Raw genomic sequence first — 23832 nt, forward strand, 5'->3', positions numbered from 1 at the left:
GATCTATCTTTCTTTATTTTCATTTATAACCTTAAAGGAAGGCATCCATATGGTTGTCTTCCTTTGTGAGGTGTGGGATTTGAACAGATATAGTAAGCTTCTAAACAATTCAATCATATTTGCATTAGGGAATTTAGGTAGTAAATTAGTAGTTATCTTACTTGTCCCGCTTTATACGTTCTATTTAACGGCACAAGATTATGGTGTTGTAGATCTTATTTCTTCCACCCAAGCTCTAATGATGCCTTTTATAACTTTAACTATAGAGCAGGCACTGTTACGTTATATAATCAGTAATCAAAATAAAGACGAGACAAATTCACTATTTTCAACGTCCTTATTTATTTGTATTTGTACTCTTATTGTATTATTGATACTATGCTTAGTATTTGCCATATTTAGTATTTGGAATATTAAGCTAATAATATATTTCTATCTTTTAGTTTTAGTAGCAGTGGTTCAAGTTCTATTTTCAACCTATCTTCGAGCTGTTGGTAAAACTAAGATATTTGCATTTAGCGGTGTTTTACAAGTTGTTGCACTTTTAATTCTTAATGGACTTTTTTTAGTTTATTTCAAATTAGGTATTAATGGTTATCTCATCTCTTTGATCGGATCTTATATCTTTTCTTCACTGTATTGTATCTACTACGCCAGAGATATAACTATTTCTTATAAGTTGGTGAACAAAGAAGTTATTCATAAGATAATAAGATTCTCTTTGCCTCTTATTCCTAATTATTCTATGTGGTGGCTAGTGAACAATTCCACAAGATATGTGGTTCTTAGCTTTGTCGGACTATCTGCCAATGGTTTATTTGCTGTTGCTAGTAAAATACCTATGTGTATAAACGTATTTGTAACAGTTTTCCAGCAAGCATGGCAAATATCAGCTTTTGAAGAATTTGAATCTAAGGATAGAGCAAAATATTATTCTTCAGTGTTCCGAAGTTATTACCAGTTTCTATTTTTATTAGCCTCTATCCTTCTGGTTTTGAATAAGGATATCTTTCGGTATCTTGTAAGCTCTGAATATTTTATGGCTTGGCAAATGGTACCTTTCTTAATTTATGGTGTTTTATATCAAACTTTTTCCTCTTTTTTAGGAACTATATATACAGCTAATTATAAAACCAAAAGCGTCTTTTTAACTAGTCTTATTGGTGCCGGGATATCAATAGGAGCTAATTTCATATTTATACCTTTATATGGTCCAGCATATGCGGGGGTTGGAGCCTCATTAGGTTTCTTTATTATGTGGTATCTTAGACTTAAAGATACACGAAAAATAATTTATACTGATTTAAAATTAATTGAGTTTTCATTTCTCAATGTGGTTTATATTGCACAAGTGATCTTTTTGTTTTTAATTGATGATTACTCATGGCTAATTCAGTTATTTATACAGTTGCTATGTTTCACAATTATTATTTTTCTTACCAGGGATTTTTTGGGTTCTGTTTTTGTTTTCATCAAACAGCGCATGTTAAAAACGCGAACTTAATTTAATTATTAATGATATGTTTAGGAGCGGATTGTGTACGATTATTTGATTGTAGGTGCAGGCTTTTTTGGTGCAGTTTGTGCGCACGAGTTAACAAAAAAAGGAAAGAAAGTACTCATAATTGAAAAAAGAGAGCATATTGCAGGGAATGCTTATACAGAAAATTGTGATGGCATACATGTACATAAATATGGTGCTCATATTTTTCATACGAATGATAAAACTCTTTGGGATTACGTTAACCAGTTTGCAGATTTTAATAATTTTATTAATTCTCCAATTGCTAATTATAGGGGTAAACTTTATAACCTGCCTTTCAATATGAATACTTTCTATCAATTATGGGGAGTTAAAACACCTTCTGAAGCAAAGCAGGTAATAGATTCACAGAAAAAAGGATTGGTCAGCAGTACTGCCTCTAACTTAGAAGAAAAAGCTATTTCTTTGGTTGGAGAGGATATTTATAATATTCTTATTAAAGGTTATACTGAAAAACAGTGGGGGCGCAGTGCTCTGGAACTCCCTTCATTCATAATTAATCGACTCCCTGTACGTTTCACATTCGATAATAATTATTTTAGCGACCGCTTTCAAGGAATCCCTATTGGTGGATATACTAAACTGATTGAAAATATGCTTGAAGGTATTGAAGTAAAGCTTGGTGTTGATTTCTTTGCAGACAAAGAAAAGTATACAAGCATGGCTAATCAAATTATTTATACTGGCCCTATAGATCAATATTTTGATTATTGTTTTGGCCCGCTAGAGTATCGTTCACTGCGGTTTGAAAGTGAGCGTTTGTCTGAAGAAAATTATCAAGGTGTTGCGGTTGTAAATTATACTGAGTATGATATACCCTACACTCGCATAATTGAACATAAGCATTTCGAAGGCATTGATTCCGAACATACGGTTATTACTAAAGAATTTCCCGCTGAATGGTCAGTAGGTTCTGAACCTTATTACCCGATTAATAATGACAAAAATATGGATGTTTTCCGTCGCTACAGAGAGTTAGCAAAAAAAGAAGGGAAAGTTGTATTTGGTGGAAGGTTAGCAGAGTACAAATATTATGACATGCATCAGGTAATAGCATCCGCTTTAAAAACTGTTAATGATTTGGCATGACGTTAATCTAATAAAATTTTGTCAATCGTAGGTATGCTTCATATATTCACAAAATTACATTTGCCTTGTACTTATGCTTTTAGCTAATTATTCTATTTAACATAATGAATCTTATGCTCTGGGATGTCTTTGCCAGGGTTTTTATTCAACTTTCAGAGTAGATGTTACCAATTAATTCTGTATTGATAATTGTATTGCTATCTATCTTGAATTTACTGAATAGGGTAATATAGTTTGCACATGCTGTGAGATTGTTCACAGCAATAACACCTGACAGGAGTATGTAATGTCCAAGCAACAGATCGGGGTTGTCGGTATGGCAGTGATGGGGCGTAACCTTGCGCTCAACATCGAGAGCCGTGGTTATACCGTCTCCGTTTTCAACCGCTCCCGTGAAAAGACCGAAGAAGTAATTGCCGAGAATCCCGGCAAGAAACTGGTCCCTCATTATACTGTGCAAGAGTTTGTTGAATCACTCGAGACTCCGCGCCGTATCCTGTTAATGGTGAAGGCGGGTGCAGGCACTGACAGTGCCATCGACTCTCTGAAGCCTTACCTGGATAAGGGTGACATCATCATTGATGGTGGTAACACCTTCTTCCAGGATACTATTCGTCGTAATCGCGAACTTTCTGCAGAAGGCTTTAACTTCATTGGTACCGGTGTGTCCGGCGGTGAAGAGGGCGCGCTTAAAGGTCCTTCTATCATGCCTGGTGGTCAGAAAGAAGCTTATGAACTGGTTGCTCCAATTCTCAAGCAGATTGCCGCAGTTGCAGAAGACGGTGAACCGTGCGTCACCTATATCGGTGCGGATGGTGCTGGTCATTATGTCAAAATGGTTCACAACGGTATTGAATACGGCGATATGCAGCTGATCGCTGAGGCCTACGCTTTACTGAAAGGTGGCCTTGCGCTTTCTAATGAAGAGCTTGCGCAAACTTTCACTGAGTGGAATGAAGGTGAGCTGAGCAGCTATCTGATTGACATCACCAAAGACATCTTCACCAAAAAGGATGAAGAGGGTAAATACCTGGTTGACGTGATCCTTGATGAAGCAGCAAACAAAGGTACCGGTAAGTGGACCAGCCAGAGTTCTCTGGATCTGGGCGAACCGCTATCACTTATCACTGAGTCAGTCTTTGCCCGCTATATCTCCTCCCTGAAAGACCAGCGTGTTGCTGCTTCTAAGGTTCTTACCGGGCCGCAAGCGAAGACTGCTGGTGATAAAGCAGAGTTCATTGAGAAAGTTCGTCGCGCTCTCTATCTGGGCAAAATCGTCTCTTACGCTCAAGGTTTCTCCCAGCTCCGTGCTGCGTCTGATGAATACCACTGGGATCTGAACTACGGCGAGATTGCAAAAATCTTCCGTGCAGGCTGCATCATCCGTGCTCAGTTCCTGCAAAAGATCACTGATGCCTATGAGCAGAATGCTGGTATTGCCAACCTGCTATTGGCGCCTTACTTCAAGCAGATCGCCGATGATTATCAACAAGCGCTACGCGATGTGGTTGCATATGCAGTGCAGAATGGTATTCCGGTTCCAACCTTCTCTGCGGCTATTGCCTACTACGATAGCTATCGTTCCGCTGTTCTGCCCGCTAACCTGATTCAGGCGCAGCGTGATTATTTCGGCGCGCATACATATAAGCGTACTGATAAAGAAGGCGTATTCCATACTGAATGGCTTGATTAATTCGTGATAAAACAGCCTGGCAAGAGCCAGGTTGTTTTTTAATGGGGTAACACGGAATCTAATTTCAGTTTTTATTAGAAAATATAAGATTTATATTCCATCCGAAATTTTTTAATCTTTCTTCTTTTGCAATTTTGTCAAAATTTGCAAAAGAAGAAGTCATTACTTCCATAACGTCATATTTAATATTTCATTTTATTAAGGATTTTATCATGTTACTTCCTGTGATTATGGCGGGTGGCACCGGTAGCCGCCTGTGGCCGATGTCCCGTGAACTCTATCCAAAACAGTTTCTCCGACTGTACGGGCAGAACTCCATGTTGCAGGAAACCATCTCGCGCCTCTCCGGTCTGGATACCCATGAGCCTATGGTTATCTGCAATGAAGAGCACCGCTTCCTGGTGGCCGAACAGCTGAGGCAGCTCGGTAAACTGTCAAAAAATATCATCCTTGAGCCGGTGGGCCGCAACACGGCACCGGCCATCGCCCTCGCGGCGCTGCAGGCCACGCAGAATGGCGATGACCCGCTGATGCTTGTCCTGGCAGCGGACCACATCATCAATAATCAGCAGGTCTTCCACGACGCCATTCGCGTCGCGGAGCAGTATGCGCAGGCTGACCATCTGGTCACCTTCGGTATCGTTCCGAACACCCCCGAAACCGGCTACGGCTATATCCAGCGCGGTGATGCGCTGGGGGAAGGGGAGCACACGCCTTATCAGGTCGCCCGCTTTGTCGAGAAGCCGGACCTGGAGCGTGCGCAGGCCTATCTGGCCTCCGGAGAATATTACTGGAACAGCGGCATGTTCATGTTCCGGGCGAAGAAGTATCTCTCCGAACTGGCAAAATTCCGCCCGGATATTCTCGAAGTCTGCACGGCTGCGGTCCGCGCCGCCGACAGCGGCAGCGACTTTATCAGCATCCCCCATGAGGTGTTCAGCACCTGTCCCGACGAATCCGTTGACTATGCGGTGATGGAAAAGACCGCCGATGCGGTGGTGGTGGGGCTGGATGCCGACTGGAGCGACGTCGGCTCCTGGTCAGCCCTGTGGGACGTCAGCCCGAAAGATGAGCTGGGCAACGTGCTGACCGGCGATGCCTGGGTGCACAACAGCCAGAACTGCTACATCAACAGCGACGAAAAGCTGGTGGCGGCTATCGGCGTTGAGGACCTGGTGATCGTCAGCACCAAGGATGCGGTGCTGGTGATGAATAAAAACCGCGCCCAGGACGTGAAAAAGGTCGTGGAGTACCTGAAGGCCAACCAGCGCAGCGAATACAAACGACACCGCGAAATCTACCGTCCGTGGGGCCGCAGCGATGTGGTGGTCCAGACGCCGCGCTTCAACGTTAACCGTATCACCGTCAAGCCGGGCGGGGCGTTCTCCATGCAGATGCACCACCACCGCGCCGAGCACTGGGTGATCCTCGCCGGGACGGGGCAGATAACGGTCAACGGCAAGCAGTTCCTGCTGACTGAAAATCAGTCGACCTTTATTCCCATTGGTGCCGAGCACTGCCTCGAGAACCCGGGACGTATCCCGCTGGAAGTGCTGGAGATCCAGTCCGGCTCCTACCTGGGCGAAGACGACATTATCCGTATTAAAGACCAGTATGGTCGTTGCTAATTTGTATTTAAGGATTAAATAGATGGCAAAATTAAATTGTTTTAAAGCTTACGATATCCGCGGTGAACTGGGCGAAGAATTAAACGAAGATATCGCCTACCGTATCGGACGCGCCTACGGTGAATTTCTGAAGCCGAAAACGATCGTGGTGGGCGGCGATGTGCGTCTGACCAGCGAGTCGCTGAAGCTGGCGCTGGCCAGAGGCCTGATGGATGCGGGAACGGACGTCCTGGATATTGGTCTGAGCGGGACCGAAGAGATTTACTTCGCCACCTTCCACCTGGGCGTGGACGGCGGGATAGAGGTGACGGCCAGCCATAACCCGATGAACTACAACGGCATGAAGCTGGTACGTGAAAACGCGAAGCCCATCAGCGGCGACACCGGGCTGCGCGATATCCAGCGCCTGGCGGAAGAGAATCAGTTTGCGCCGGTGGATGCGTCCCGTCGCGGCACCCTGCGACAGATATCGGTGCTGCAGGAGTACGTGGACCACCTGATGGGCTACGTGAACCTGGCCAGCTTCACCCGTCCGCTGAAGCTGGTGGTGAACTCCGGCAACGGCGCAGCCGGTCACGTGATTGATGAAGTGGAGAAACGTTTTGTGGCGGCAGGCGTGCCGGTGACCTTTATCAAGGTGCATCACCAGCCGGACGGCCACTTCCCGAACGGTATCCCGAACCCGCTGCTGCCGGAGTGCCGGCAGGACACCGCGGATGCGGTGCGCGAGCACGGCGCGGACATGGGTATCGCCTTTGACGGTGACTTCGACCGCTGCTTTATGTTTGATAACGATGCAGAATTTATCGAAGGCTATTATATTGTTGGCCTGCTGGCGGAAGCGTTCCTGCAGAAGCAGCCGGGCGCCCGGATTATTCACGACCCGCGGCTGACGTGGAATACGGTGGATATGGTGACCCGCAGCGGCGGCACGCCGGTGATGTCGAAGACCGGGCACGCGTTCATTAAAGAGCGGATGCGTCAGGAAGATGCGATTTACGGCGGGGAGATGAGCGCACACCACTATTTCCGCGATTTCGCCTACTGCGACAGCGGGATGATCCCGTGGCTGCTGGTGGCGGAGCTGCTGTGTCTGAAGAACAGCCCGCTGAAGGCGCTGGTGGCGGACCGGCAGGCGGCGTTCCCGGCGTCGGGGGAAATAAACCGCAAGCTGGAGAACGCGGCGGCGGCAATAGCGCGCATCCGTGAGCGCTATGAACCGGATGCCGTCAACGTGGACACCACAGACGGCATCAGTATTGAATATCCGGAGTGGCGTTTTAACCTGCGCAGCTCGAACACCGAGCCGGTAGTGCGCCTCAACGTCGAGTCAAAAGCTGATGATGAATTAATGAAGGCTAAAACAGAAGAAATATTAGCTTTACTTAAATAGAAATTATTCTGTTTAGAGCCATAGGGTTGATGTGTGGAATTATGCATAACCTTATGGCTCTTTCTTGACTTCCCATCTTTCTGAGAGTAAAACCGCCACAAGTGTTGATTACCAGGGTGGCTAATATGCCGCCGTCCAGTTAACTGATTAAAGTGTGATCGAATGAAAATTACTATTTCCGGTACCGGTTATGTCGGTTTATCGAATGGCATCCTGATTGCGCAAAACCACGAAGTGGTGGCGCTGGATATCATTCAATCCAAAGTTGATATGATTAACCAAAAGATTTCTCCGATTGTCGATAAGGAGATTCAGGAATACCTGGCGGAAAAACCGTTGAATTTTCGCGCAACAACTGACAAGCATGATGCTTATCGCAATGCAGATTATGTCATTATCGCCACGCCGACTGACTACGATCCGAAAACAAACTACTTCAATACGTCGACCGTTGAAGCCGTTATTCGCGATGTTACCGAGATTAACCCTGATGCGGTCATGATCATTAAATCAACCATCCCCGTTGGTTTCACTCGTGATATTAAAGAGCGCCTGGGCATTGATAATGTTATTTTCTCTCCAGAGTTCCTCCGTGAAGGCCGCGCGCTCTATGACAACCTGCACCCGTCGCGTATCGTTATTGGCGAGCGTTCAGAACGCGCGGAACGTTTTGCTAATCTCCTGAAAGAAGGGGCGATCAAGCAGGATATCCCGACGCTGTTTACTGATTCTACCGAAGCTGAAGCAATCAAGTTATTTGCCAATACCTATCTGGCGCTGCGCGTGGCTTACTTCAATGAACTGGATAGCTACGCTGAGAGCCAGGGCCTGAACAGTAAGCAGATTATCGAAGGCGTGTGCCTCGACCCGCGTATTGGTAACCACTATAACAACCCGTCCTTTGGCTACGGTGGTTACTGCCTGCCGAAAGATACCAAGCAGCTGCTTGCGAACTACGAATCTGTACCGAATAACATTATTGGCGCCATCGTTGATGCTAACCGCACGCGTAAAGATTTCGTTGCTGACTCTATCCTGGCGCGTAAGCCTAAGGTCGTTGGGATCTATCGCCTGATCATGAAGAGTGGTTCTGATAACTTCCGCGCTTCCTCAATTCAGGGCATCATGAAGCGTATTAAGGCTAAAGGTATTCCGGTTATTATCTATGAACCGGTTATGCAGGAAGATGAATTCTTCAATTCCCGCGTTGTTCGCGATTTTGAAGCGTTCAAACAAGAAGCTGATGTGATTGTCTCTAACCGTATGGCTGAAGAGCTGTCGGATGTTGCAGATAAGGTATATACCCGCGATTTATTTGGCAGTGACTAATCTGTCTTCTGGCCGGGAGCAGCAGCTGCCGGCCACCGCTTTCCTCCCCCTCTAAATGATTACGCATTTTTTCTGCCAGTCTCACCGTTCCTTCACCTAAACCATATCCCCTTAAAAAACGTGACCCCGCTTAAATTCTTCAATTGTTCATCTTGTCGCAATCATTGAGGTCGGATATGTTAAATTCACCTTGTGAAGAGCTACCGTCACTGAGATGTAGACGCTGGAGATAAGCGCCGGAAGGTAAAACAGAGCCTGCTTGCAGGCTTTTGTTGTTTATAAGTTCCTGCCGGTGTACAGCCTCCTTCCCTGGAATACGATGAGATTCAGATTCCAGTTTAAACCGACGCTTCGGGATCGTTCAGGGGGGAGGCATGGTATGCATGAGTTAGCCGTGGGTATAAAAAATCATCCTGATGTCTGGGATGTTGTTTCCGATTCTAATAACTTTTATAAAATAGCTTCCAGCGCCAGCTGTAAAGACGGAACGCATCTCCACGGCTGGCAGTATTTTATATTATTATTTCCTATGCCAGTATTATAATTATATTAAGTTTTCTTTTCACCACTTTCGCTTGTTAAAAGTCAGCTTGGTTTTTTTCTGGTCCTTAATATAAGAAATCAGAAAATAAACGGAAACAATCAACAGGATGGCAGCAACTGCTAAGAAAATTATGTTTGCCATAATTCGTACCAGAATGAAAGGAATGTGATAAATCCATTTGCTTGCGAACTAATACTTCTGACAAAGTCCGTCCTGACATGCTTAACATATCCTGGAATTAAGAAAATTCCTATATGGAGGTTGTGGCTTTTTTACAGGAAAGTGAATAAATCTTTTTTATCGCTTCTGCTATGAATAAACGATCTGTAACAGACTTAAATGCCAGCCAGACCCTCTGGGGATGATAATCTGTCTAAGCTAATGCTCTTCAGATAGCGTAAGGGAAGGGCTTTATTTTGCCTCTGGTGATATTTTGCTTTTACCAGGTTCAGGTTTCGTTAATGTACGGTATGGGCTGTTCTGTGCCACTTTACCCAGCCTGCTCTGTTACCGACAGAATCGTAAGATTGCTCAACATGGCCTACCAAACAGAAAAGCCGCAGCGGGGTGCCGCTGCGGCTTAATAGCATGCGCATTGCCCGGGGGCATTACACCTTATAATATGCCTTATACCAGTCAACGAAGTTCTTCACCCCCTGACTGACCGTTGTTTGCGGTCTGAATCCCACCATATCATACAGCGGCTTTGTATCCGCGCTGGTCTCAAGCACATCGCCTGGCTGAATAGGCATCATATTCTTCTCCGCGACCATACCCAGCGCTTCTTCCAGCGCAGTGATGTAATCCATCAGCTCAACCGGTGAGCTGTTCCCGATGTTATACACACGATAGGGCGCAGAGCTGTCAGCCGGGGAACCTGTCTCAACGGTCCATTCAGGATTGGGCTGCGGGATAATATCCTGCATCCGTACAATCGCCTCAACGATATCATCGATGTAGGTGAAGTCGCGCTTCATCTTGCCGTAGTTGTAGACATCAATACTCTTTCCTTCCAGCATGGCTTTTGTGAACTTGAACAGCGCCATGTCCGGACGGCCCCACGGGCCATAGACCGTAAAGAATCGCAATCCGGTGGTCGGAATACCATAAAGGTGAGAGTAGGTGTGCGCCATCAGCTCATTTGCTTTCTTCGTCGCGGCGTACAGAGAAACCGGATGGTCAACAGAATCGTCGGTTGAGAATGGCATCTTGCGGTTTAAACCATAAACCGAGCTTGATGAAGCATACAGCAAATGCTCAACGTGATTATGTCGGCAGCCTTCAAGAATGTTCAGATAACCAATCAGATTGGAATCAGCATAAGCGAACGGATTTTCCAGCGAGTAGCGAACGCCAGCCTGGGCAGCAAGGTGGATCACCCGGTTAAATTTCTCATGAGCAAAAAGTTGGGCAATACCTTCACGATCCGCCAGATCGATTTTATGGAAACTGAACAGGGGGGATTGCAGCAAATCCAGCCGGGCCTGCTTCAGATTGACATCATAGTAATCGTTCATGTTGTCGAGTCCGACAACCTCATGACCCGCCTGCAGAAGGCGTTTGCACGCATGAAAACCGATGAATCCTGCGGCTCCAGTCACTAAAAACTTCATATTTATCCTCCGGGTTCACTTTGCCCCGCTATATATAATTGCCGATTTTACACTGGCTTGCTGTAGGGATCACCTGCTTTACCGTTAGCGGTTAAGTTGTCGCCAGCAAAAGCTTGAGAGAAGCATTTCATAAGAGCCTTCACCGCCAGAGAATGGCGTAAATAATAATGATTATCATGTACTTAGCTTAGCTGGCAAATAATAACCCTGTGGTCTTTATGTCTGGTAATGATTTCTCTGTTCACAATGTGATCTTTTTTTCGAGATGAAATAAGTTGAATTCATATTGTCGTGATTTATGAATTTGCTTACGTTTCATGCATGATCATTCGGAAAAACCAAGCTAAAATTCGAATCGGTTTTTAAGTTGTTGATTTTATTTTTATTTCTTAAGCATCTGAGTGAGGGTGGAAAAAAGCCAGGCCTGAAGTTCATCTGTTGAATTTATTTTTCATTGAGCTTTTTCATTTTTATTCTTTTAGGCCAACGCGTATACTTCGCAGATAATTCGTTTGTATGGTGTATGTGTTGTCGAGATATGAACCACCCATCCCATCTTCTGGAACATATCGTGAGCGTAATGCTAAAAAAGAGAGTCAATCCGTTCTGCTCAGCCTCCACTGGTATCCAGAGTGTTCTGGCTTTCTCCCGCAGCGCTGCCGTTAACATCGCCATTCAGCGTATTTCTCTCGCTTCTCTCTACGCCTGCAAAGCATCTCTTTCCGCCAATGCGTCTGCCGACAGCGGCAGTGTTCTATCCTTACTAAATGAGAAAGTCCTGATGGATAGCCCTTACGGAAACGGCGAAAGTACTCTGCGTTTTTTGCGCGTGTGATGGTGCGATTACGGATGAAAACAGAGATATGTTCGCCAACATATCTCTGTTTTTAGAATGATTAAGCTCTCAGGCAGATCGTTAAGCGCCGAAGTGCTTAGCCGGTCTGGGGAACGACTCACCTGGCGCTAACGCAGCGACTGCATTAACGCCGTAAGAGAGTGGGTACAACAATAAGGCCCGACGCAATTTGGTAGCGAAAGCCAAGGGCGGTAGCGTGCGCAAAATCCAGCCTGAAGCCAAACGTGTGCCGTTGATTGATAGTAAACAAAATGATTATTTATTTAAGGATTTTATCATGTTACTTCCTGTGATTATGGCGGGTGGCACCGGTAGCCGCCTGTGGCCGATGTCCCGCGAACTCTATCCAAAACAGTTTCTCCGACTGTACGGGCAGAACTCCATGTTGCAGGAAACCATCTCGCGCCTCTCCGGCCTGGATACCCATGAGCCTATGGTTATCTGCAATGAAGAGCACCGCTTCCTGGTGGCTGAACAGCTGAGACAGCTCGGTAAACTGTCGAAAAATATCATCCTCGAGCCGGTGGGCCGCAACACGGCTCCGGCCATCGCCCTCGCGGCGCTGCAGGCCACGCAGAATGGCGATGACCCGCTGATGCTTGTCCTGGCAGCGGACCATATCATCAATAATCAGCAGGTCTTCCATGACGCCATTCGCGTCGCGGAGCAGTATGCGCAGGCTGACCATCTGGTCACCTTCGGTATCGTTCCGAACACCCCCGAAACCGGCTACGGCTATATCCAGCGCGGCAATGCGCTGGGGGAAGGGGAGCACACGCCTTATCAGGTCGCCCGCTTTGTCGAGAAGCCGGACCTGGAGCGTGCGCAGGCCTATCTGGCCTCCGGAGAATATTACTGGAACAGCGGCATGTTCATGTTCCGGGCGAAAAAGTATCTCTCCGAACTGGCAAAATTCCGCCCGGATATTCTCGAAGTCTGCACGGCTGCGGTCCGCGCCGCCGACAGCGGCAGCGACTTTATCAGCATCCCGCATGAGGTGTTCAGCACCTGTCCCGACGAATCCGTTGACTATGCGGTGATGGAAAAGACCGCCGATGCGGTGGTGGTGGGGCTGGATGCCGACTGGAGCGACGTCGGCTCATGGTCAGCCCTGTGGGACGTCAGCCCGAAAGATGAGCTGGGCAACGTGCTGACCGGCGATGCCTGGGTGCACAACAGCCAGAACTGCTACATCAACAGCGACGAAAAGCTGGTGGCGGCTATCGGCGTTGAGGACCTGGTGATCGTCAGCACCAAGGATGCGGTGCTGGTGATGAATAAAAACCGCGCCCAGGACGTGAAAAAGGTCGTGGAGTACCTGAAGGCCAACCAGCGCAGCGAATACAAACGACACCGCGAAATCTACCGTCCGTGGGGCCGCTGTGACGTGGTGGTCCAGACGCCGCGCTTCAACGTTAACCGTATCACCGTCAAGCCGGGCGGGGCGTTCTCCATGCAGATGCACCACCACCGCGCCGAGCACTGGGTGATCCTCGCCGGGACGGGGCAGATAACGGTCAACGGCAAGCAGTTCCTGCTGACTGAAAATCAGTCGACCTTTATTCCCATTGGTGCCGAGCACTGCCTCGAGAACCCGGGACGTATCCCGCTGGAAGTGCTGGAGATCCAGTCCGGCTCCTATCTGGGCGAAGACGACATTATCCGTATTAAAGACCAGTATGGTCGTTGCTAACTTTTGCAGGACATTGATTCCGAATGACACAGCTAACTTGTTTTAAAGCCTACGATATCCGCGGCGAACTGGGCGAAGAATTAAACGAAGATATCGCCTACCGTATCGGACGCGCCTACGGCGAATTTCTGAAGCCGAAAACGATCGTGGTGGGTGGCGATGTGCGTCTGACCAGCGAGTCGCTGAAGCTGGCGCTGGCCAGAGGCCTGATGGATGCGGGAACGGACGTGCTGGATATTGGTCTGAGCGGGACCGAAGAGATTTACTTCGCCACCTTCCACCTGGGCGTGGACGGCGGGATAGAGGTGACGGCCAGCCATAACCCGATGAACTACAACGGCATGAAGCTGGTGCGTGAAAACGCGAAGCCCATCAGCGGCGACACCGGGCTGCGCGATATCCAGCGCCTGGCGGAAGAGAACCAGTTTGCGCCGGTGGACGCGTCCCGTCGCGGCACCCTGCGACAGATATCGGTGCTGCAGGAGTACGTGGACCACCTGATGGGCTACGTGAACCTGGCCAGCTTCACCCGTCCGCTGAAGCTGGTGGTGAACTCCGGCAACGGCGCAGCCGGTCACGTGATTGATGAAGTGGAGAAACGTTTTGTGGCGGCAGGCGTGCCGGTGACCTTTATCAAGGTGCATCACCAGCCGGACGGCCACTTCCCGAACGGTATCCCGAACCCGCTGCTGCCGGAGTGCCGGCAGGACACCGCGGATGCGGTGCGCGAGCACGGCGCGGACATGGGTATCGCCTTTGACGGTGACTTCGACCGCTGCTTTATGTTTGATAACGATGCAGAATTTATCGAAGGCTATTATATTGTTGGCCTGCTGGCGGAAGCGTTCCTGCAGAAGCAGCCGGGCGCCCGGATTATTCACGACCCGCGTCTGACGTGGAATACGGTGGATATGGTGACCCGCAGCGGCGGCACGCCGGTGATGTCGAAGACCGGGCACGCGTTCATTAAAGAGCGGATGCGTCAGGAAGATGCGATTTACGGCGGGGAGATGAGCGCACACCACTATTTCCGCGATTTCGCCTACTGCGACAGCGGGATGATCCCGTGGCTGCTGGTGGCGGAGCTGCTGTGTCTGAAGAACAGCCCGCTGAAGGCGCTGGTGGCGGACCGGCAGGCGGCGTTCCCGGCGTCGGGGGAAATAAACCGCAAGCTGGAGAACGCGGCGGCGGCAATAGCGCGTATCCGTGAGCGCTATGAACCGGATGCCGTCAACGTGGACACCACAGACGGCATCAGTATTGAATATCCGGAGTGGCGTTTTAACCTGCGCAGCTCGAACACCGAGCCGGTAGTGCGTCTTAACGTGGAGTCCAGAGCGGATACCGCGTTGATGAAGGAGAAAACTGCCGAGTTGCTCAATATGTTAAAAGAGGAATCGCTTTGAGTCCGATGTTTTCAGCGATCTATCGCTATCGTGGTTTTATCATTGACAGCGTTAAACGAGACTTCCAGTCTCGTTATCAAACGAGTTTTTTGGGGGCCGCATGGCTGATTTTACAGCCTGTTGCCATGATTTCCGTCTATACGCTGATCTTTTCGGAGCTGATGAGGGCACGTTTGGCCGGTATGGATGGCCCCTTTGCTTACAGCATCTATCTCTGTTCGGGAGTATTGACGTGGGGATTGTTTACCGAAACGCTTAACAATCTCGTCAACGTTTTTTTGTCAAATGCCAATATTCTCAAAAAACTCAGCTTTCCGCGCATCTGTTTGCCAATTATTATCACTGCTTCTGCATTTATTAACTTTTTGATCATATTTGGCCTGTTTGTACTGTTTCTGCTTATTACCGGTAATTTTCCGGGCTGGATCTTTTTCGAAATTATTCCGGTGTTGATGATACAGATGCTGTTTACTTTGGGCCTGGGCATTATCCTCGGGGTATTGAATGTTTTTGTCCGTGACGTTGGGCAATTTGTTAACATTCTGCTCCAGTTTTGGTTCTGGTTCACTCCCATTGTTTATGTCTCTAAAACTTTACCAGAGTGGGTTTCGGGACTGCTGGCGTATAACCCAATGGCAACAATTATAACGTCTTACCAGAATGTGATGTTGTACCATCAAAGCCCTAACTGGATGGCTTTGCTACCGGTAACCATACTATCCCTTATTCTGTTCTTATTTGCCTGGCGCCTGTTTAAGAAACACTCAGCTGATATTGTGGACGAGATTTGATCATGACCATTAAAGTTCAGAACGTCGGCAAGGCGTATAAATATTACTCATCGAAATGGAACCGGGTTATTGAGAAGCTATTACCGGGCAATAAGTCGCGACACAGCAAAAAGTGGGTACTCAAGGATATTAACTTTAGCGTTGAACCTGGCGAGTCTATCGGCATCGTCGGGGTTAATGGCGCCGGGAAGAGTACCTTACTAAAATTGTTAACCGGTACGACTCAGCCTACTGAGGGGTCAATTGAAATTCATGGCCGGGTGGCTGCTCTTTTGGAGTTAGGGATGGGTTTTCATCCTGATTTCACCGGTATTCAGAACGTTTATATGTCCGGCTTAATGATGGGTTTAAATCGCGAAGATATCGAGCGTTTAATGCCGGAAATCGAGGCCTTTGCTGATATAGGCGACTATATAAACCAGCCGGTACGCATCTATTCGAGCGGTATGCAGATGCGTCTGGCTTTTGCGGTCGCCACTGCTTCCCGTCCGGATATTTTGATCGTTGATGAAGCCTTGTCCGTTGGTGATTCTCGTTTCCAGGCTAAATGTTATGCACGGATTGCTGATTTCAAAAAGCAGGGGACAACCTTACTGCTCGTATCTCATAGCGCCGGTGATATAGTTAAGCATTGCGATCGTGCTATCTTCTTGAAAGATGGTAATATTTGCCTCGATGGCACCGCGCGTGAAGTGACCAACCGCTATCTTGATGAGTTATTCGGTAAAGCGGACAAAAATGCTGCGCAAGTGGCTAAAAAACCCAAAAATAGTGACAGCGGCGTCCATATGTCACTTGATGAGGTTGCTGACGTTTTCCATACCCGTCCGGGCTATCGACCTGAAGAATATCGTTGGGGACAGGGGGGCGCAAAGATCATTGATTATCATATCCAAAGCTCCGGGATAGATTATCCACCGTCACTGACTGGAAACCAGCAGACTGACTTCATGATGAAAGTTGTCTTTGAATATGATTTTGACTGCGTAGTGCCTGGTTTGTTAATCAAGACTTTGGATGGTTTATTTCTCTATGGTACCAATTCCTTCCTGGCCTCGGAAGGTCGGGAAAATATTTCGGTATCACGTGGGGACGTTCGGGTATTTAAATTCAGTTTTCCGGTTGATTTAAATAGTGGTGACTATCTTCTGTCGTTTGGCATTTCAGAGGGAAGCCCGCAAACCGATATGACACCGCTCGATCGTCGCTATGACTCCATCATTTTGCATGTAACTAAGAGCATGGATTTCTGGGGTGTGATTGACCTGAAGTCGACGTTCAATAGTTACCAATGAAGATGAGAAAAAATATTCCATGACTACTAATACACATAAATTGGTTAGCGAATTACCTGAGATTTATCAGACTATTTTTGGGCATCCTGAGTGGGATGGTGATGCTGCACGCGACTGTAATGAACGGCTCGCGCTAATTAGTGAAGAATATGACACCTTGTCCAGAGAGTTAGGCAGGCCACTGCGGGTTCTCGATCTGGGCTGTGCGCAGGGATTCTTCAGTTTAAGTCTGGCAAGCAAGGGCGCCAGCGTATTAGGTATCGACTTTCTACAGCAGAACATTGATGTTTGCCAGGCGCTTGCTGAAGAAAACCCACATTGTGATGTTAGATTTCAAGTCGGGCGCATCGAAGACATTATCAGCACGCTGGAAGAAAACCAGTTCGATCTTGCCATTGGGCTAAGTGTTTTTCACCACATAGTTCATCTGCATGGGATTGCGGAAGTCAGAACGCTGCTAGAGCGATTGGCAAACCTGACGCAGGCGATGATTCTCGAACTCGCTGTTAAAGAGGAACCGCTGTATTGGGGGGAATCCCAGCCAGAAGATCCGCGTGAGCTTATTGAACAGTGTGCTTTCTATCGATTGATTGGAAGATTTGACACTCATTTGTCTAATATTTCACGTCCGATGTATATTATCAGTAACCACAGGGTTATTCTTCCGGAATTTAATCAGCCTTTTACTTCATGGCGCGACAGTCCTTATACCGGGGCAGGTTTTGCGCATAAGCAGAGCCGTCGCTATTATTTCTCTTCTGATTTCATATGTAAGTTCTATCGGTATAGTACGGTAAGTGGTTTACTAACTGATAAGGAAAGCGAGCGTAATCGTACAGAACTCGCCCATGAAGAAGCTTTTCTCAAATCTCCGCCATCTGGCTTAAAAGTGCCCGCGTTGTTTACTTCCGGGGGGAATGAAGTTGCGGGATGGCTGGTAATGGAAAAAATACCCGGAGAGCTGTTAAACGACGTTCTGGCCAGCGGACGGCATATTGATCGGGAAAAAGTTATTTCCGATCTTCTCGATCAGCTGGTTATTTTGGAAGAGCATGGCCTGTATCATGATGATTTCAGAACCTGGAATGTTTTAATTGACGATAATGACAGCGCTCGTTTAATAGATTTTGGTTCGGTTGGAAGTGTGCAACAAGACTGCAGCTGGCCAGTTAATATTTTCCAGTCGTTCATTATTTTTGTAAATGAACTGTTTGGTGAAAATAAATCCTGGGGGGGGTTCTGGCGTTCCGCACCATTAAGCCCTTTTCAGTTGCCTGAACCGTATTCAAATTGGTTGACAGCATTCTGGAAACATCCTGTTGGTGAGTGGAATTTTGCTTTACTCCAACGACTCTTTAATACCAAAGATGCTCTACCGGCTGCGAGCTCCGCTATGGATGCTTCTGATCTATGGGTCCGTGCTCAGGAGCCCGTATTGTTGGAAGGTCAAACGCAAATACGCAATACGGATGCGCGGGTTGTCCGTCTCGAGTCGCAAATCAATGAACTCACATCCCTGATAAATATGATGGGTGAGAGTATTCAGACGCTTGAAAAGCGTGAGTATCCGCCACAAGACGTTATCACCGATGCACAGCAGTGTGTCGAGGTTGAGCCGAGCCAAACTGTGGATTCTGAAGAGGTTATGCAACTCCATATTCAGCTCAATGATGCGCGACAAGAAGCAGAGAATCTCCGCCATGAAATCGCTAAAATCCATAATAGCCGCTCATGGAAAATGACGAAGTGGTATCGTTATGCTGGCATGCAGTACTATTTACTTCGCCAGTATGGCTTCAGGCAGCGTTGTAAGCATTTACTGAAACGAGTACTTGGCAAAATATTCATTTTTCTGCGTGCACATCCACGGCTAAAGCAGAGAGCTATCAATCTACTGCATAAAGTTGGAATTTATGACTTTGCTTATCGTTTGCATCGTCGTATTAATCCTGGTTCACATAACCCTTATCATAACGACCCACAAAATCAGTCGCAGACTGAAAAACAGATATTACATCCAGAGTTATTGCCTCCGGAAGTTAATTCAATTTTTAGCGAGCTTAAAAACAAGAGATAAGGTGAGTCACTTGCATATTTTGATTGATGTACAAGGATATCAGTCGGAAAGTAAATTCCGTGGAGTTGGTCGCAGCACTTATGAAATGAGTCGTGCGATCATAAAAAATGCTGGCCAGCATCGAGTCAGCATCTTAATGAACGGCATGTATCCGATTGACAGTATTAATGAAATTAAAAATAGCTGGGGTGATATTCTACCGCAGGAAGAAATGTTTATTTTTTCAGCTGCGGGCCCGACAGCTCTTCGCGACCGTGAAAATCAACCGCGGAGTGTTGCCGCTAAACTAGCTCGCGATCTTGCTATTGCTAACATCAACCCCGATATTGTTTTCGTCATTAATTTCTACGAAGGTTTTGACGACAGTTACACCGTCTCAATTCCTCAAACTACAGTGCCGTGGAAGACAGTTTGTGTTTGCCACGATCTCATTCCGTTACTAAATAAAGAACGCTATCTGGGCGAACCGAACTTCCGTCAGTATTATCTTGATAAACTTGCTGAATATGAAAGGTCGGACGCTATTTTTGCTATTTCCAGATCATCCATGCAGGAAGTTATTGATTATACATCAATTCCTGCAGATAAGATCATTAATATTTCATCTGGAGTCAGCGATTTATTTAATATTACAGATTATACTCAAGACGATATCAATGCTTTACGTAACAAATATCATCTGCCTCAAGAATTTATTCTCTCCTTGGCAATGATAGAGCCGCGTAAAAATATTGAGGCGCTGATTCATGCGTATAGTTTATTACCGGATGCCCTGCAACAGAGTTATCCCTTAGTTTTAGCTTATAAAATTAGCACTGATGAAAAGGAAAGGCTGTACCGCGTTGCAGAGAACTATGGTTTATCCCGCAATCAGCTAGTTTTTACCGGTTTCTTAAACGACGGTGACCTTATTGCACTTTACAATTTGTGCAAAATTTTCGTTTTCCCCTCTATACATGAAGGGTTTGGCCTGCCTCCACTAGAAGCTATGCGCTGCGGCGCAGCTACGCTGGGTTCAAATGTGACCAGCTTACCGGAGGTCATCGGTATGGAAGAGGCTTTATTTAATCCGCAGGATGTTCACGATATTTGCCGTGTTATGCAAAGGGCTTTAACCGATAATGCGTTCTACTCAGCGTTGAAAGCTCATGCTCCGAAGCAGGCGGCAAAATTCACATGGGATCACACCGCGCAACTCGCATTAAAGGGATTTGAAAGGCTTGTTGATACGGCTTCTGCTTCAGAGCCTCTGGATATCACTAGTTTCACCGCAAACACCATTAATCAAATTAAAAATATTGCGGAATTAGGTGAAGCCGAACGCTTACAAACAGCCTGGGCTATTACTCGTAACAGCTTTGCCACGCATCAGCGCAAGCTGCTGGTTGATATTTCTGTCCTTGTCGAACATGATGCGAAAACGGGGATTCAACGAGTTTCCCGTAGTATACTTAGTGAGTTACTGAAATCAGGCGTTGCTGGTTACACCGTCAGTGCGGTTTATTATCGACCGGGTGAATGCTATCGTTATGCCAACGAATATCTGAATACCCATTTTAACGGCCAGTTCGGGCCTGATGAACCGGTACTGTTTACCAAAGATGATATTCTGGTTGCTACCGATCTGACTGCACATTTGTTTCCAGAACTTACTGCCCAGCTGGATTTTATTCGTTTATCCGGCGCCAGGGTTTGTTTTGTTGTGCATGATATCTTGCCTCTGAGAAGGCCGGAGTGGAGCGATGAGGGAATGCAGCGCGTTTTCCCCATTTGGTTATCCTGCATTGCGCAGCACGCTGACCGTCTGATTTGTGTTTCTGCAAGCGTAGCAGAGGATGTGAAATCGTGGATTGCTGAAAATGCCAACTGGGTTAAACCTAATCCATTGCTGCAGGTGAGTAATTTCCATCTTGGCGCCGACCTGGATGCCAGCGTTCCTTCTGTGGGTATGCCGGATAACGCGAATGACTTGCTGACTAAGATGGCTGCTGAACCCTCCTTTATTATGGTGGGAACGATGGAACCTCGCAAAGGCCATGCGCAGACGCTAGCGGCATTTGAGGAATTGTGGCGGCAGGGCAAGAACTACAATCTGTTTATCATTGGTAAACAGGGGTGGCATGTTGATGATTTATGTGAACGTTTACGTCACCACCCACAGCTAAATAAGAGATTATTTTGGCTACAAAATATTAGCGATGAGTTCCTTGCGAAGTTGTATGCTCAGTCTAGTGCGTTAATCTTCGCATCTCTCGGCGAAGGATTTGGGCTACCATTAATTGAAGCCGCGCAGAAAAAATTACCGGTAATCATTCGTGATATTCCAGTGTTTAAAGAAATTGCTCAAGAACATGCATTCTATTTCTCTGGTGAACAGCCGGGAGATATTTCAACAGCGATTGACGAGTGGTTGGAGTTATATCGGAAAAATGCTCATCCTCGCTCTGAAAAAATCAACTGGTTGACATGGAAGCAAAGTGCAGAATTCCTGGTGGAGAATCTTCCGGTTATTAAATCTGACGCGAATAAATAAACAATATTAGCCGTGGCAGTCTCCTGTGTCACGGTCAAGAGCTTTTATGAAAATTATATTTGCAACTGAGCCAATCAAATATCCATTAACGGGTATCGGTCGTTATTCCCTCGAACTGGTAAAACGATTGGCGGTGGCCAGCGAAATTGAAGAGCTAAAATTATTTCACGGCTCTTCATTTATTGACAGCATTCCCCAGATTGAAAATAAAGCGGATACCCGAGCCAGCAATCACGGTAAGCTGGCGGCTTTTTTACGCCGTCAGCCGTTATTGATTGAAGCCTATCGCGTGTTGCATCCGCGTCGCCAGGCGTGGGCGCTGCGCGATTATAAAGATTATATCTATCATGGGCCTAACTTTTATCTGCCGCATCGTCTGGAACGTGCCGTAACCACATTTCATGATATCTCCATATTCACCTGTCCGGAATTTCATCCAAAGGACCGGGTGCGTTATATGGAAAAGTCACTGCGCGAAAGTCTGGACACGGCAAAGCTTATTTTGACGGTATCTGACTTTTCCCGCAGCGAAATTATCCGGCTGTTTAACTATCCTGCCGATCGGATCGTAACGACCCATCTTGCCTGCAGCGGCGACTATATTCCGCGCAGCCCGGATGAATGTCTACCGGTTCTGCAGAAATATCAGCTGGAGTGGCAGCGCTACGCGCTTTACATCGGCACGATGGAGCCGCGGAAAAATATTCGAGGCCTGTTGCAGGCGTACCAGCTTCTGCCGATGGAGACGCGCATGCGCTACCCGCTGATCCTCAGCGGTTACCGTGGGTGGGAAGATGATGCGCTGTGGCAGATCGTTGAACGCGGGACTCGTGAAGGATGGATCCGTTATCTGGGCTATGTACCGGATGGCGATCTCCCGTATTTATATGCGGCAGCCAGAACCTTTATTTATCCTTCGTTTTATGAAGGATTCGGATTACCTATTCTTGAAGCAATGTCTTGCGGTATTCCAGTAGTATGCTCCAATGTCACATCATTACCTGAAGTGGCGGGGGATGCGGGGTTGTTATCCGACCCTAACGATGTAGACGCGATAAGCGCTCATATATTGCAAAGTCTGCAGGATGAATACTGGCGGGAGATAGCAGTAGCGCGCGGTTTTATTCAGGCACAACAGTTTTCGTGGGAAACCTGTACGGCCCAGACGATCGATGCCTATAAATTACTCTAAGGGTGCAAGTTGAGAGTTTTACACGTCTATAAGACCTATTATCCGAATACCTACGGTGGTATTGAACAGGTCATTTATCAGTTGTGCCAGGGCTGCGCTCGTCGGGGGATCGCGGCCGACGTCTTCACCTTTTCCCCGGATAAAAATACCGGGCCAGTGGCTTACGAACAGCATCAGGTTATCTATAATAAGCAATTAATTGAAATCGCCTCGACGCCATTCTCACTCGGCGCGTTAAAGCGATTTAATAAAATTAAAGATAACTACGATATTATTAACTATCATTTCCCGTTTCCCTTTATGGATATGCTACATCTGATGGCGCATCCTAAAGCGAAAACCGTTGTCACCTATCATTCCGATATTGTGAAACAAAAGCGGCTAATGAAATTATATCAACCGCTGCAGGAGCAATTTCTTTCCAGCGTTGACTGCATTGTGGCCTCATCGCCAAACTACGTAGCCTCCAGCCAGACGCTGCAAAAATACCTCGATAAAACGGTGGTCATTCCCTTCGGCCTCGAGCAAAAGGATGTGCAGCATAATCCGCAGCGCCTGGCTTACTGGCGAGAGAAAGTCGGCGAGCGCTTTTTCCTTTTTGTCGGCGCATTTCGTTACTATAAGGGATTGCATATTCTGCTGGATGCCGCAGAGCGCAGTCGACTGCCGATCGTTATTGTCGGCGGCGGCCCGCTGGAAGCGGAAGTTCGCCGTGAGGCTGAACAGCGCGGCCTGAATAACGTGATATTCACCGGCATGCTGAACGATGAGGATAAATATATTCTCTTTCATCTGTGCCGCGGGGTGGTCTTTCCCTCGCACCTGCGCTCAGAGGCGTTTGGCATTACCTTACTGGAAGGGGCGCGGTTCGCCCGGCCGCTGATCTCGTGTGAAATTGGCACCGGAACCTCGTTTATCAACCAGGATAAGGTCAATGGTTGCGTGATCCCGCCGGATAACAGCGCAGCGTTGGTCGAAGCGATGAACGAACTGTGGCATAGTGATGAAACGGCAGCGCGCTATGGCGCAAATTCTCGTCGCCGCTTTGAGGAGATGTTTACCGCCGAACATATGATTGATGCCTACGTGAATCTCTACAGCACGCTGCTGGAGCAGAAACCCTGATAGGCCGCAAATCGCCCCCGCCAGCGCGGGGG

The 23832-nt window shown here is 47.3% G+C and carries 18 protein-coding genes; 16 read left to right on the plus strand and 2 right to left on the minus strand.

Annotated elements, in window-relative coordinates:
- Nucleotides 1-49: 49 nt before the first annotated feature.
- The 7 genes from KO1_RS00755 (at nucleotide 50) to KO1_RS28395 (ending at nucleotide 9219) form a co-directional block, all read left to right on the plus strand.
- Complete coding sequence (locus KO1_RS00755; RefSeq protein WP_029779355.1) at nucleotides 50-1504, plus strand: lipopolysaccharide biosynthesis protein; 1455 nt, start codon at nucleotides 50-52, stop codon at nucleotides 1502-1504.
- 33 nt (nucleotides 1505-1537) lie between these two features.
- Nucleotides 1538-2632 (plus strand): UDP-galactopyranose mutase, encoded by a 1095-nt coding sequence (glf, locus tag KO1_RS00760; RefSeq protein ID WP_024274449.1) that lies wholly within the window; start codon nucleotides 1538-1540, stop codon nucleotides 2630-2632.
- A 286-nt stretch (nucleotides 2633-2918) separates the two neighbouring features.
- Nucleotides 2919-4325, plus strand: coding sequence for an NADP-dependent phosphogluconate dehydrogenase (gene gnd, locus KO1_RS00765; protein ID WP_023321280.1), 1407 nt, complete (start codon nucleotides 2919-2921; stop codon nucleotides 4323-4325).
- 212 nt (nucleotides 4326-4537) lie between these two features.
- Nucleotides 4538-5953 carry a mannose-1-phosphate guanylyltransferase/mannose-6-phosphate isomerase gene (locus tag KO1_RS00770; protein WP_024274448.1) on the plus strand — a complete coding sequence of 472 codons (1416 nt, stop codon included), beginning with the start codon at nucleotides 4538-4540 and terminating at the stop codon, nucleotides 5951-5953.
- Between the two features lie 22 nt (nucleotides 5954-5975).
- Nucleotides 5976-7346, plus strand: coding sequence for an O9 family phosphomannomutase RfbK (rfbK, locus tag KO1_RS00775; protein WP_023321278.1), 1371 nt, complete (start codon nucleotides 5976-5978; stop codon nucleotides 7344-7346).
- A 162-nt stretch (nucleotides 7347-7508) separates the two neighbouring features.
- Nucleotides 7509-8675, plus strand: coding sequence for a UDP-glucose 6-dehydrogenase (ugd, locus tag KO1_RS00780; protein ID WP_004103677.1), 1167 nt, complete (start codon nucleotides 7509-7511; stop codon nucleotides 8673-8675).
- A gap of 379 nt (nucleotides 8676-9054) precedes the next feature.
- Complete coding sequence (locus KO1_RS28395) at nucleotides 9055-9219, plus strand: hypothetical protein (protein ID WP_158423279.1); 165 nt, start codon at nucleotides 9055-9057, stop codon at nucleotides 9217-9219.
- An 18-nt stretch (nucleotides 9220-9237) separates the two neighbouring features.
- On the opposite strand, the gene KO1_RS27945 is transcribed toward KO1_RS28395, so the two are convergent.
- On the minus strand, nucleotides 9238-9360 hold the full coding sequence (locus KO1_RS27945; protein WP_004138729.1) for a small membrane protein: 123 nt from the start codon (nucleotides 9358-9360) through the stop codon (nucleotides 9238-9240).
- Nucleotides 9361-9827: 467 nt separating this feature from the next.
- A complete protein-coding gene (locus tag KO1_RS00785) occupies nucleotides 9828-10832 on the minus strand; it encodes an NAD-dependent epimerase (RefSeq protein WP_004103673.1) in 1005 nt (334 codons plus the stop codon).
- A 571-nt stretch (nucleotides 10833-11403) separates the two neighbouring features.
- On the opposite strand from KO1_RS00785, the gene KO1_RS28400 reads away from it, so the two are divergent.
- The 9 genes from KO1_RS28400 to KO1_RS00830 all read left to right on the plus strand — a co-directional run bounded on the left by KO1_RS28400 (nucleotide 11404) and on the right by KO1_RS00830 (nucleotide 23800).
- A complete protein-coding gene (locus KO1_RS28400) occupies nucleotides 11404-11667 on the plus strand; it encodes a hypothetical protein (RefSeq protein WP_156529680.1) in 264 nt (87 codons plus the stop codon).
- Between the two features lie 298 nt (nucleotides 11668-11965).
- Entirely contained in the window at nucleotides 11966-13381 is a 1416-nt protein-coding gene (locus KO1_RS00795; RefSeq protein WP_004103671.1) for a mannose-1-phosphate guanylyltransferase/mannose-6-phosphate isomerase, read from the plus strand.
- Nucleotides 13382-13404: 23 nt separating this feature from the next.
- A complete protein-coding gene (gene rfbK, locus KO1_RS00800; protein WP_024274447.1) occupies nucleotides 13405-14787 on the plus strand; it encodes an O9 family phosphomannomutase RfbK in 1383 nt (460 codons plus the stop codon).
- A gap of 5 nt (nucleotides 14788-14792) precedes the next feature.
- On the plus strand, nucleotides 14793-15578 hold the full coding sequence (gene wzm / locus KO1_RS00805) for an O9 family O-antigen export ABC transporter permease subunit (protein ID WP_023321275.1): 786 nt from the start codon (nucleotides 14793-14795) through the stop codon (nucleotides 15576-15578).
- Between the two features lie 2 nt (nucleotides 15579-15580).
- A complete protein-coding gene (locus KO1_RS00810) occupies nucleotides 15581-16873 on the plus strand; it encodes an ABC transporter ATP-binding protein (protein WP_024274445.1) in 1293 nt (430 codons plus the stop codon).
- A gap of 19 nt (nucleotides 16874-16892) precedes the next feature.
- A complete protein-coding gene (locus KO1_RS00815) occupies nucleotides 16893-18950 on the plus strand; it encodes a class I SAM-dependent methyltransferase (RefSeq protein WP_024274444.1) in 2058 nt (685 codons plus the stop codon).
- A 10-nt stretch (nucleotides 18951-18960) separates the two neighbouring features.
- Nucleotides 18961-21483: a glycosyltransferase family 4 protein gene (locus KO1_RS00820; RefSeq protein ID WP_024274443.1), complete on the plus strand. Its 2523-nt coding sequence runs from the start codon at nucleotides 18961-18963 to the stop codon at nucleotides 21481-21483.
- 46 nt (nucleotides 21484-21529) lie between these two features.
- The gene (locus KO1_RS00825) at nucleotides 21530-22675 is read left to right on the plus strand and encodes a glycosyltransferase family 4 protein (RefSeq protein ID WP_016809192.1); all 1146 of its coding nucleotides are present in this window, start codon (nucleotides 21530-21532) and stop codon (nucleotides 22673-22675) included.
- Nucleotides 22676-22684: 9 nt separating this feature from the next.
- The gene (locus KO1_RS00830) at nucleotides 22685-23800 is read left to right on the plus strand and encodes a glycosyltransferase family 4 protein (protein WP_004103657.1); all 1116 of its coding nucleotides are present in this window, start codon (nucleotides 22685-22687) and stop codon (nucleotides 23798-23800) included.
- Nucleotides 23801-23832: the final 32 nt, after the last annotated feature.

This window comes from Klebsiella oxytoca NBRC 105695 (assembly GCF_001598695.1).
Lineage (GTDB): Bacteria > Pseudomonadota > Gammaproteobacteria > Enterobacterales > Enterobacteriaceae > Klebsiella > Klebsiella oxytoca.